The organism is Rhizobium gallicum bv. gallicum R602sp (genome assembly GCF_000816845.1).
In the GTDB taxonomy this organism is placed as follows: domain Bacteria; phylum Pseudomonadota; class Alphaproteobacteria; order Rhizobiales; family Rhizobiaceae; genus Rhizobium; species Rhizobium gallicum.
This window is the reverse complement of sequence record NZ_CP006877.1, coordinates 2,749,061-2,759,193: the sequence shown is the minus strand read 5'-3', so window position 1 is coordinate 2,759,193 and position 10,133 is coordinate 2,749,061. Positions and strand designations below refer to the sequence as shown.

Genomic DNA, 10,133 nt, shown 5'->3' with positions numbered 1-10,133 from the left:
ATGCGCTACGCCATTTGCTTCACGCCTACGCCGAGCGATCCGATCAGCCATGTGGCGGCCAATTGGCTCGGTCGCAACGTCTTTTCCGGCGAGATGGTCGAACCTCCAGCCATTGGCGGGATCGGCATCCACGACGTAGCGTTCCATACTGCCGTGCCGCGCCGCTACGGTTTCCATGGTGTGTTGAGGGCGCCGTTTCACCTTGCAGCCGATGTTTCGGAAACGCAACTTTTACGCGATATGATGCGCTTTTCCGGCAGCTTCCAGCCGTTCCGGATTCCAAGGATCGAGGTTGCGCGCCTGCGCAATTTCTTCAGCCTCGTGCCGTCGGTCCCCTGCGAAGACATGCACTATCTCGCTTCTGCGGTCGTGCAGCATTTCGACCGCTTCCGTGCACCGCTTTCCGAAGCCGAGATCGAGCGCATCGATCCGGATGGGCTTTCGGCCGCGCAGTTTGCCAATCTGCATCGCTGGGGCAATCCCTATGTGATGGATGAGTTCCGCTTCCACATGCCTGTGACGGGTCCTGTCAATCTTGTCGATATGCCGCGCATCGAGCAGGCGCTGCGTAGCGTCTTCGAGCCTGTTCTCGCTGAGCCGGTCACCGTCGCCAACATCGCGCTGATGATCGAGGAAGGCGCAGGCGGCCCGTTCCGCGTCCATTCGCTGCATCCGATGGGCAAGGTCAGCGCGCGCAAGATCGCCTGATCACTTTTGTTCAAGAATGGGCGGCCCAAAGATGCTATATCCGGACGATGGACAACATCTCCCAGGAACAGGCAACCGAAGCCATGCCGCTGTCTGGGGCGGAGACGACGCGATTCTGGCGCGACAGCCGTTTTGGCGGCATGGAATGCCTGAGCGCGACCTTCCTGACGCATGAGTTCGCGCCGCATGCCCACGAGACCTTCAGCATCGGCGCTATCGAAAGCGGCAGCCAGATCGCGACGATCCGGGGCGCGCGCGAAAGCTCGGGGCCGGGCGATCTCTATCTGATCAATCCGGGCGAAATCCATGATGGCGTGCCTGTCGAGGGCGGCTATCGCTACCGGATGATCTACCCGGACACGTCACTCTTCCGGGAAATCCTGGAAGATGTCACCGGCCGCACCTTCAGCGGCATGCCGGCCTTCGGCAAGCAGATCCTCCGCGATCCCCGGCTTGCCGAGGCTTTTCATGATGCGCACCGCGCGCTGGAATCGGGGGCCGGTGCGCTGGAGACCAGTCAGGGCATGTTCCTTGTGCTCGAGGCCATGTTTCGGCATCACGGCAGTTCAATCATCGTGCCGATCGACACGCAGGAGCGGTCGGGGGTGCAGCGCGCCCGTGACTACCTGATGGAAAACTACGCCTTTGATGTCGGACTTGAAGAACTCGCCGCCGTGGCGGGCCTCAGCCGTGCGCATCTGATACGCGCCTTCCGCAAGGAATTCCACATCACGCCGCACGCCTTCCTCACTGATATCCGCATTCGCGTTGCCCGGCGCAAGCTGCAGGCTGGCGGACAGCCGGCGGACATTGCGCTCGAATGCGGTTTCGCCGACCAGGCGCATTTCAGCCGGCATTTCAAGGCGCGCACCGGCGTGACGCCCGGCCAGTATCGCGCGCGGTAGTCACTTTCGTTCAAGACGACCATTCATCTCCATTCTAAAACCTCCGCATCAAATCGGAGATCCTGTCGTGAATGAGAATGGAAAATGGGCGGAGTTCCTCGGCGGCATGAGAGCCATTTCGCCGCTCATCGCTGCCGTCATACCGATCGGCCTTGTCTTCGGCGCGGTCGCAGTCACGAAAGGGCTTTCCCCGGTCGAGACCGCACTGATGAGCGCGCTGGTCTTTGCCGGCGGTTCGCAGTTCGTGGCAATGGATATCTGGACGCATCCGGCCTCGTGGACGAGCGTCGGTTTTGCGGCCTTGCTCGTCAATATCCGCCATGTACTGATGAGTGCATCGCTCGGCACCAAGATGCAGGCTTTTGGCGGACGCAGGCGCTATTTCGCATGCCTGTTTCTTGCAGACGAGATCTGGGCGATGGCGGAATTCCGCGCCGGTCTTGCGCGGCTCACGCCCGCCTGGTTCGCTGGGCTTGCCGCACCCTTCTATCTCGCCTGGGTACTTTCGGGCCTTGCGGGCGCGACGCTCGGCGCTTTCCTCGGTGATCCCGTGGCGCTTGGACTGGATTTCGCCTTTCCGGCCGTCTTCATCGTGCTCGTCATGGGCTTCTGGAAGGGACCGGAAACCGGCGCTGTACTTATCGCAAGCGGTGCGGCCGCGGTAGCGACCCAACATTTCGTACCAGGCGTCTGGTATGTCGCAGCCGGCGCCGTCGCCGGTCTGCTTGCGGCAGTCGCCAGCGGCAGTCGGCGCGTGGAGGTGACGCAATGACAGTCGATTTCTCCACCCTTGTCGCGATCATCGCCATGGCAGCCGTGACGGTGCTCACGCGCCTGAGCGGTCTTGTGCTCATGTGGCATGTGTCCTTGGAGGGAAGCCGCCGAAAGGCGATCGAATCCATTCCGCCTGCCGTTCTGATGGCGGTCGTCGCGCCGACCGCCTTTGCCACCGGCATTGCGGAAACGATCGCCTGCGCACTCACCGCCATTGCAGCACTCCGTCTGCCGATGCTCTTTTCCGTGGCGCTCGGCGTCTTCTGCGTCGCGCTATTGCGGGCCGCAGGCATATGACCCAGCCGCAAAGGCGGCGACTTGTGCCGTAGCGGCGAAAGTCAGTTTCGCATTTCCGTCTCGACATTCCGTCTCCGGGTGCTACCGTTTCGCCTGACTTTCAAAAGGTGATTTGATGGCTTCCGATACCTATCCGCGCAATCTCGTCGGCTATGGTCGCAATACCCCCGATCCGAAATGGCCGGACGAGGCCCGCCTCGCCGTGCAGTTCGTCATCAATTACGAAGAGGGCGGTGAGAGCTCGATCCTCGATGGTGATGCGTCGTCCGAGAACCTGCTGTCGGAAATCGTGGGAGCAGCGCCCTGGCCGGGCCAGCGCAACTTGAACATGGAATCGATCTACGAATACGGTTCGCGTGCCGGGTTCTGGCGGCTCTGGCGCATGTTCACCGAGCTCAAGGTTCAGGCGACCGTCTACGGCGTGACGCTTGCGATGGCCCGCAATCCGGAGGCCGTCGCGGCGATGAAGGAAGCCGGCTGGGAGATCGCCAGCCATGGCTACCGATGGCTGGAGTACAAGGATTTTCCGGAAGACCTCGAGCGCAAGCACATTCTCGAGGCGGTGCGTCTCCACACCGAGCTCACCGGCGAGCGCCCCTACGGCATGTACCAGGGAAAGCCCTCCGACAATACGCTGCGGCTGGTTCAAGAGGAGGGTGGGTTCCTTTATTCGTCAGACTCTTATGCCGACGACCTGCCCTACTGGGTGAAGGGGATTGATGACAAACCGTTCCTCATCATTCCTTATACGCTTGAAACGAACGACATGCGCTTTGCGACGCCGCAGGGCTTCAATTCCGGCGATCAATTCTTCACGTATCTCAAGGATGCCTTCGATATGCTCTACGAAGAAGGCAGGGCCGGCAATCCGAAGATGATGTCGGTCGGCCTGCATTGCCGTCTGGTCGGTCGGCCCGGCCGCGCTGCAGCCCTGAAGCGTTTCATCGAATATGTGCTGAAGCACGACAACGTGTGGATCCCTCGCCGCATCGAGATTGCCGAGCATTGGCACAAGAACCACAAGCAGGACATGACCTGATGATCCGGCGGGATGAATTCGTGTCGCGTTTCGGCGGTGTTTTCGAACATTCGTCCTTCATTGCAGAGCGCGCTTATGACGACGGTTTCATTGGCGAAGAGTTGACTGTGGACAAGGTGCACATTCCGCTCGTCGCGATCTTCCGCGCGGCAAGCGAGGAGGAGCGTCTTGGCGTTCTTCGCGCCCATCCCGATCTTGCCGGACGCCTGGCAGTCGCCGGCGAACTGACGGAAGACAGCAAGAAGGAGCAGGCAAGTGCCGGACTTGACCGGCTGAGCCGCGAAGAGCATGCCCGCTTCACCGAACTCAACGCCACCTATGTCCAGAAATTCGGCTTTCCCTTCATCGTCGCGGTGAAGGGACTGAACAAGGACGATATTCTTGCGGCTTTCGAAAAACGTATCGGCAACAGCCGCGACGAGGAACTTGCGACCGCCTGCGCTGAGGTCGAAAAGATTGCGCTTTTGCGACTGACATCCATGCTTCCGGAGAAGTGAATGACCGACAATTCCAATGCCAGCCTGCCGTCCTTCGCGAACGGCGCGATCAACCTTGCGTCTGCGCGCCTCGGCGCCAGGGGCCTCTATGCGACGGACGAGTTCTTTGCGCCGCTCGAGCGCATGCTGCAGGATGTGCCGGCGAGCTTCGATGCGGATCTTTACGACGACAACGGCAAGTACATGGACGGCTGGGAAAGCCGCCGCAAGCGCGTGCCCGGCCATGACTGGGCGATCGTCAAGCTTGCCATGCCCGGCCGCATCTTCGGCTTCGACGTCGATACCAGCTATTTTACCGGCAACTATCCGCCGCATTGCTCGATCGACGCCGTTTTCGTCGACGACGGCGATCCGACCGACGCAACGGTGTGGACCGAAATCCTCGCGAAGTCGCCTCTGGGGCCAAGCGCACATCACTTCTTCGAGAATGCCGGCAAGGAGAAGATCTGGACGCATCTGCGCCTGCATATCTATCCCGATGGCGGCGTCGCGCGCCTGCGCGTCTACGGTTCGGCCTATTTCGACTGGTCGAAGGTCGGTGCGAGCGAGGAGGTTGACCTCGGCTATATCTTCAATGGCGCGAAGTCGCTTGCCTGGTCGGACGCCCATTACGGCCACCCGGACAAGATGCTCGGCCCCGGTCGCGGCATCAATATGGGCGACGGCTGGGAAACCAAGCGCCGCCGCGGCCCGGGTCACGACTGGGCTGTGATCCGCCTTGGCCACCCCGGCACAATCAAGCGCGTCATAGTCGATACCGCCTTCTTCAAGGGCAATTTCCCGGACACCTGCGAGCTTCTCGGCGCCTATCTGCCCGATCTTGGCGATACTCTGAGCGAAGTGGATACAGCGGCTTCGGAAAACTGGAAGCCGATCCTGACACGCACCAAGCTGCAGATGGACCACATCCACGAATATGGCGCGGATGCCATCGCCGATATCGGGCCGGTGACGCATGTCCGCATCGCGATGCATCCAGATGGCGGCATCATGCGGCTGCGGCTCTTCGGGGTGAAGGGGTGAGTTCTTTCTTCTTTATCGCCGCTCCCCTATATTCGAGGCATCAGGAGTGATGCCTCGATGAAGCCTTCGGAAGTGCTGGAAAAGAACAGGCAGGCGATCCGCGACGCCACGACGCGTTTCAAGGCGGCGAACCCGCGCATTTTCGGTTCCGTGGCCCGCGGCGAGGATAGGCCGGACAGCGATCTCGATATTCTCGTCGATGCGCTGCCGGGGACGACGCTTTTCGATCTCGGCGGGTTGCTGGAGGAGTTGCAGGCGCTGATGTCGGGAACGGAAATCCACGTTCTGACGCCAGGCGATATTCCCGAACGTGTCCGCAGCCGGGTCCTGCAGGAAGCCAAGCCTGTATGAGTATCGATCGGCTTCGAACCTATCTCGACGAGATGCAGCAGGTCGCATTCGAAACCATCGATTTTGTCAAGGACATGAGCAAGGATGAATTTCTGAGGGACCTTGTGAGACAGCGCGCAGTCGGAATGAACCTCCTGATGATCGGCGCGGCAACATCGCGAATCATGGAGGAATATCCCGAGTTTGCAGCGGAATTCTCCAACGTGCCCTGGCAAAAGATGCGCGGAATGAGAAGCCGGATCGCTCACGGCTATATGAGCATGAACCTGGACACCGTTTGGGAAACTGCGCAAACAGCCATCCCCGATCTTCTCGATCAACTGCATGGATTGCGTCACTGGCACGCCCAGGGTGAATGACATTTGACAGACCTTCTCGACATCCAGCCTCTCACCAAAACTGCATTCGCGCCGTTCGGCGACGTTATCGAGGCCGATCCGGCAACAATGCGGTACATCAACGGCGGCACGACGGAACGCTTTCATGCGCTGGCTACGGCCGAGGCGGCAGGCGAGGGCGCACGCGTCATCATCAATCTCTTCCGCGGTCAGCCGCGCGCCTTTCCCTATGAGATCGGCATGATGGAGCGGCATCCTTTCGGCAGCCAGAGCTTCTCGCCGCTTTCCGGGCGGCCGTTTCTGGTCGTGGTTTCGGAAGATCAGGACGGAAAGCCCGGCAGGCCGCAGGTGTTCCTCGCACACGGCGACCAGGGCGTGAATTATCGCCGCAACGTCTGGCATCACCCGCTGCTCGTGCTCAACCAACAAAGCGACTTTCTCGTTGTCGACAGGGACGGTCCCGGCGACAATCTGCAAGAGCATTTCTTCGAAACCCCATACACAATCAGCGAGCCAGCTCAATGACCGGACTGACGACCCATGTTCTCGACACCGCCTCCGGTAAGCCGGCTGAAAGACTGAGGATCGACCTTTTTCGCCTGGAGGGCGATATCCGCCATCACATCAAGACGGTCGAGACCAATTCGGACGGCCGTGTCGACGGCGGCGCGATCCTCTCAGGCGCGAATTTCCAGGCAGGAACCTACGAACTGCTCTTCCATGCAGGCGATTATCTGCGCGCGTTAGGCTTGCCCCTGCCGCATCCGGCCTTTCTCGATCTTGTACCGATCCGCTTCGGCATCGCCGACACCGGCGCGCATTATCACGTTCCGCTGCTGATCTCGCCTTACGGCTATTCCACCTATCGCGGGAGCTAGCCATGCGGTTTGCGGCGATCGCCGATATCCACGGCAACCATCTGGCTCTGGAGGCCGTGCTTGCCGATATCCGCGCGCAGGGCATTTCGGATATCGTCGATCTCGGCGATTGCTTCAGTGGCCCTCTGGAAGCAGGAAAGACCGCCGAGCTGCTTCTCTCGCTCGCCCTTCCGACAGTCCGCGGCAACCACGACCGCTATCTGATCGAGCAGAAGCCGGAATCCATGCATGCTTCCGACAAAGCTGCCTATCAGCAGCTTCTGCCGCGTCATCTCGATTGGCTGCGATCTCTGCCGAGCGACCTTATCTACAAAGGTGAAGCCTATCTCTGCCACGCGACGCCTAAGAATGACAATCTCTACTGGCTGGAGTCCGTCGCTCCGGAAGGCCATGTGTTTCTGAAGCCGTTGAAAGAAATCGAGGCGCTCGCAGACGGGATCGATTTGCCGCTGATCCTGTGCGGCCACAGCCATATTTCGCGCCTTGTCCAGCTTCGCGACGGCCGCCTCATCGTCAATCCCGGCAGCGTCGGCGGCCCGGCTTATGACGATGACAAACCCTATCCGCACAAGGTGGAGACTGGCCATCCGATGGCAAGCTACGCCATCCTGGAGAAATCCGCGTCCGGCTGGACACCTTGTTTCCGCAAGGTCGCCTACGATCACATGTCGATGTCGAGACTTGCAAAAGCAAACGGCCGCCCCGACTGGGCGGCCGCGCTGGCAACGGGCTGGATTCGATAGTTGTCTAGTCGTCTTCGTGAATCCCTTTCGGTGCGCCAGGTTTCACCCAGATTGTCAAGCAGAGACGAAACGGCATTGTCGCCATCGAAGCCTGCTTCCTTCATGAGCCTGTCCAAGATGGGTTTGTTGGCCTGATAGGATAGCAGTTGCGCTGCGAGGCCTTCGCCCATGCCGACACGTTCGGCGATCTCTACGGCCTTGGCGGTACCCACCTTTTCCTCCGCGGCAATCGCAAGTGCACGCGCGGCTTTTGTTGGCAACAGCGATTGCGCGGCTTTATCTTGCATTGCGCGATGACTTGAAATGGGACGGTTCCTCAGCTTGCGAGCGCTACTGCCGTCCGACGATGATAGAGGAGTTGACGTCGTTGATGTCGCGTTTGCCGCAGAGCGCCATGGTGATGTCCATCTCCTTGCGGAGGATCCCGAGCGCCAGTGTCACGCCCTCTTTTCCCATGGCGCCGAGGCCGTAGAGGAAGGGACGGCCGATATAAGTGCCCTTGGCGCCGAGCGCCACGGCCTTCAGCACGTCCTGGCCGGAGCGGATGCCGCCGTCGAGATGGATTTCGATCTTATGTCCGACGGCATCGACGATCTGCGGGAGCATGCTGATCGAGGAAGGGGCGCCGTCGAGCTGACGGCCGCCATGGTTGGAGACGACGATTGCGTCGGCTCCCGTCTCGGCTGCGGCCTTCGCGTCCTCGACATCGAGAATGCCCTTGATGATCAACGGGCCGCCCCACTTTTCCTTGATCCACGCGACGTCGGCCCAGGAGAGCTGCGGATCGAACTGCTCGGCCGTCCAGGAAGACAGCGAGGAGAGGTCGGAGACATTCTTGGCGTGGCCGACGATGTTGCCGAAGGTGCGGTGCTTCGTCTTCAGCATGTCGAGGCACCAGAAGGGGCGCGTCGCCATCTGCCAGATATGCTTCGGCGTGAATTTCGGCGGGGCGGAGAGGCCGTTGCGCAGGTCTTTATGCCGCTGGCCGAGGATCTGCAGGTCAGCCGTCAGCACCAGCGCAGAGCACCTGGCCGCCTTGGCGCGATTGATGAGATCCATGACGAAGTCCTTGTCCTTCATCACATAGAGCTGGAACCAGAACGGCCGCGTCGTCACCGAGGCGACATCCTCGATCGAGCAGATGCTCATGGTCGAGAGCGTGAAGGGAACGCCGAATTCCTCGGCCGCCCGTGCAGCCAGCATCTCGCCGTCGGCATGCTGCATGCCCGTCAAGCCGGTTGGCGCGAGCGCCACCGGCATCGAGACTTTCTGGCCGATCATCGTCGTTTCCAGCGTGCGGTTCGTCATGTCGACGAGTACACGCTGGCGCAGTTTGATCTTGGCATAATCGTTCTCATTCGCCTGATAGGTCGACTCCGTCCAGGCACCGGAATCCGCATAGTCGAAGAACATTTTCGGCACGCGGCGCTGGGCGAGTTGCTTGAGGTCAGCGATGGTGAGAGGAGTGGCCATGGACGAGACTTTCGCATCTGGATAGTGCCGTGGCCCTTAACATGATTTCCAAGCCGGTGGGTATCTCTTTCGTCGCCTATGGAACAAGAATGAAACTACCCGCGGCACGTCCTTCTTCGAGGAGGTGCTGCGCCTTGGCGGCGTCGGTCAAAGCGTATTCTCCGGCAATCGTTGCGGTGATGCCGGAACGCAGAATCTCGACCACGGCTTTGGCCGCCCCTGCGTAGTTATCGAGGTCGGCGACATAGGCGATGATGCTCGGATGGGCGAGAGATTTTCCGGGGCGCAGCTCCTCGACAGCGACAGGCGGTATCGGGCCGCCGGCCTGGCCGATCGTTGCGGCGACGCCGAATGGCCGCAGGCATTGGATGGTCTTGGATAGCATGCTGCCGCCGATGCCGTCATAGGCGGCATCAACGCCGCGGCCGCCAGTCAGCCGTTTCACTTCGCCGACGACATCCGCGTCGCGCCCGACGATCAGGTGGTCGGCGCCATGATTGCGGGCGAGCACTGCCTTTTGCGCTGAACTGACGGTCCCGATAACTGTTGCTCCGAGATCCTTTGCCCACTGAACCAGAATGGCGCCGAGCCCGCCGGCTGCCGCATGCACGAGGACGACCGTGCCGGGGGAGACCTTGTAGGTCTGCGTCAGCAGCATGTAGGCAGTCATGCCCTTCAGCATCGAGCTTGCGGCGAGGCGTGATGGAATTTCGTCCGGAAGTCGGATGGCGCGCGCGGCGGGGAGCAGGCGCGTTGCCGCATAGGCGCCGACTACGCCGGCATAGGCAACACGGTCACCCGGCTTCACCTCGACGGCGCCGGTACCAACAGCCTCTACGATGCCCGCGCCCTCGACGCCCAGGACTGCCGGATAGGCTGGCAAGGGATAGATGCCCTTCCGATGGTAGATGTCGACGAAATTCATGCCGATTGCTTCATGCCGTATGCGGATCTCATTGGGGCCAGGCTGCTGCGGTGTGTGCTCCAGCACCTGCAATTGCTCGATACCGCCCGGCGCCTGAACTGTAACGATCTTGTCCATGACTCTGCTCCGATTTGCTGTCGCAGCAATCATGGCCGATGGCCTGTTGGTCGGAAATTCCCTAT

General features: G+C 60.8%; 14 protein-coding genes. 12 read left to right on the top strand and 2 right to left on the bottom strand.

From position 1 onward, the window contains the following. From RGR602_RS13710 to RGR602_RS13655, 12 genes are all read left to right on the top strand, one after another. Nucleotides 1-708, top strand: a complete 708-nt coding sequence (locus tag RGR602_RS13710) for a DUF1045 domain-containing protein (protein WP_039845569.1) — start codon at nt 1-3, stop codon at nt 706-708. A gap of 47 nt (nt 709-755) precedes the next feature. Next, entirely contained in the window at nt 756-1,613 is an 858-nt protein-coding gene (locus RGR602_RS13705; RefSeq protein WP_039845568.1) for an AraC family transcriptional regulator, read from the top strand. A gap of 106 nt (nt 1,614-1,719) precedes the next feature. Continuing rightward, nucleotides 1,720-2,385 carry an AzlC family ABC transporter permease gene (locus RGR602_RS13700; protein ID WP_052451643.1) on the top strand — a complete coding sequence of 222 codons (666 nt, stop codon included), beginning with the start codon at nt 1,720-1,722 and terminating at the stop codon, nt 2,383-2,385. Beyond that, nucleotides 2,382-2,684 (top strand): AzlD family protein, encoded by a 303-nt coding sequence (locus RGR602_RS13695; RefSeq protein WP_039845566.1) that lies wholly within the window; start codon nt 2,382-2,384, stop codon nt 2,682-2,684. Before RGR602_RS13700 ends, RGR602_RS13695 begins: the two co-directional genes overlap by 4 nt. Before the next feature lie 115 nt (nt 2,685-2,799). Further along, entirely contained in the window at nt 2,800-3,723 is a 924-nt protein-coding gene (puuE, locus tag RGR602_RS13690) for an allantoinase PuuE (RefSeq protein ID WP_039845565.1), read from the top strand. Next, the gene (uraD, locus tag RGR602_RS13685) at nt 3,723-4,220 is read left to right on the top strand and encodes a 2-oxo-4-hydroxy-4-carboxy-5-ureidoimidazoline decarboxylase (RefSeq protein WP_039845564.1); all 498 of its coding nucleotides are present in this window, start codon (nt 3,723-3,725) and stop codon (nt 4,218-4,220) included. Before puuE ends, uraD begins: the two co-directional genes overlap by 1 nt. Further along, nucleotides 4,221-5,243: an allantoicase gene (gene alc, locus RGR602_RS13680; RefSeq protein WP_039845563.1), complete on the top strand. Its 1,023-nt coding sequence runs from the start codon at nt 4,221-4,223 to the stop codon at nt 5,241-5,243. 57 nt (nt 5,244-5,300) lie between these two features. Then, nucleotides 5,301-5,594, top strand: a complete 294-nt coding sequence (locus tag RGR602_RS13675; RefSeq protein WP_039845562.1) for a nucleotidyltransferase family protein — start codon at nt 5,301-5,303, stop codon at nt 5,592-5,594. Beyond that, on the top strand, nt 5,591-5,953 hold the full coding sequence (locus tag RGR602_RS13670; RefSeq protein ID WP_039845561.1) for a HepT-like ribonuclease domain-containing protein: 363 nt from the start codon (nt 5,591-5,593) through the stop codon (nt 5,951-5,953). The genes RGR602_RS13675 and RGR602_RS13670 overlap by 4 nt, the downstream gene beginning before the upstream one ends. A 3-nt stretch (nt 5,954-5,956) precedes the next feature. Next, nucleotides 5,957-6,457, top strand: coding sequence for an ureidoglycolate lyase (locus tag RGR602_RS13665; protein ID WP_039845560.1), 501 nt, complete (start codon nt 5,957-5,959; stop codon nt 6,455-6,457). Continuing rightward, nucleotides 6,454-6,810 (top strand): hydroxyisourate hydrolase, encoded by a 357-nt coding sequence (gene uraH / locus RGR602_RS13660; RefSeq protein WP_039845559.1) that lies wholly within the window; start codon nt 6,454-6,456, stop codon nt 6,808-6,810. The genes RGR602_RS13665 and uraH overlap by 4 nt, the downstream gene beginning before the upstream one ends. Nucleotides 6,811-6,812: 2 nt before the next feature. Next, nucleotides 6,813-7,553: a metallophosphoesterase family protein gene (locus RGR602_RS13655; RefSeq protein ID WP_039845558.1), complete on the top strand. Its 741-nt coding sequence runs from the start codon at nt 6,813-6,815 to the stop codon at nt 7,551-7,553. A 330-nt stretch (nt 7,554-7,883) separates the two neighbouring features. Here RGR602_RS13655 and RGR602_RS13645 read toward each other — a convergent pair whose 3' ends face one another. Together RGR602_RS13645 and RGR602_RS13640 are read right to left on the bottom strand one after the other, a co-directional pair. Further along, nucleotides 7,884-9,026, bottom strand: coding sequence for an alpha-hydroxy acid oxidase (locus RGR602_RS13645; RefSeq protein WP_039845556.1), 1,143 nt, complete (start codon nt 9,024-9,026; stop codon nt 7,884-7,886). Nucleotides 9,027-9,102: 76 nt separating this feature from the next. Next, on the bottom strand, nt 9,103-10,068 hold the full coding sequence (locus RGR602_RS13640; protein ID WP_039845555.1) for a quinone oxidoreductase family protein: 966 nt from the start codon (nt 10,066-10,068) through the stop codon (nt 9,103-9,105). Nucleotides 10,069-10,133 lie beyond the last annotated feature (65 nt).

Coding starts and splice junctions, on each gene's coding strand:
- alc (WP_039845563.1), top strand. CDS start 4,221: ATGACCGACAATTCCAATGCCAGCCTGCCGTCCTTCGCGAACGGCGCG.
- RGR602_RS13670 (WP_039845561.1), top strand. CDS start 5,591: ATGAGTATCGATCGGCTTCGAACCTATCTCGACGAGATGCAGCAGGTC.
- RGR602_RS13705 (WP_039845568.1), top strand. CDS start 756: ATGGACAACATCTCCCAGGAACAGGCAACCGAAGCCATGCCGCTGTCT.
- RGR602_RS13640 (WP_039845555.1), bottom strand. CDS start 10,068: ATGGACAAGATCGTTACAGTTCAGGCGCCGGGCGGTATCGAGCAATTG.
- uraH (WP_039845559.1), top strand. CDS start 6,454: ATGACCGGACTGACGACCCATGTTCTCGACACCGCCTCCGGTAAGCCG.
- uraD (WP_039845564.1), top strand. CDS start 3,723: ATGATCCGGCGGGATGAATTCGTGTCGCGTTTCGGCGGTGTTTTCGAA.
- RGR602_RS13700 (WP_052451643.1), top strand. CDS start 1,720: ATGAGAGCCATTTCGCCGCTCATCGCTGCCGTCATACCGATCGGCCTT.
- RGR602_RS13645 (WP_039845556.1), bottom strand. CDS start 9,026: ATGGCCACTCCTCTCACCATCGCTGACCTCAAGCAACTCGCCCAGCGC.
- RGR602_RS13675 (WP_039845562.1), top strand. CDS start 5,301: ATGAAGCCTTCGGAAGTGCTGGAAAAGAACAGGCAGGCGATCCGCGAC.
- RGR602_RS13710 (WP_039845569.1), top strand. CDS start 1: ATGCGCTACGCCATTTGCTTCACGCCTACGCCGAGCGATCCGATCAGC.
- RGR602_RS13655 (WP_039845558.1), top strand. CDS start 6,813: ATGCGGTTTGCGGCGATCGCCGATATCCACGGCAACCATCTGGCTCTG.
- puuE (WP_039845565.1), top strand. CDS start 2,800: ATGGCTTCCGATACCTATCCGCGCAATCTCGTCGGCTATGGTCGCAAT.
- RGR602_RS13695 (WP_039845566.1), top strand. CDS start 2,382: ATGACAGTCGATTTCTCCACCCTTGTCGCGATCATCGCCATGGCAGCC.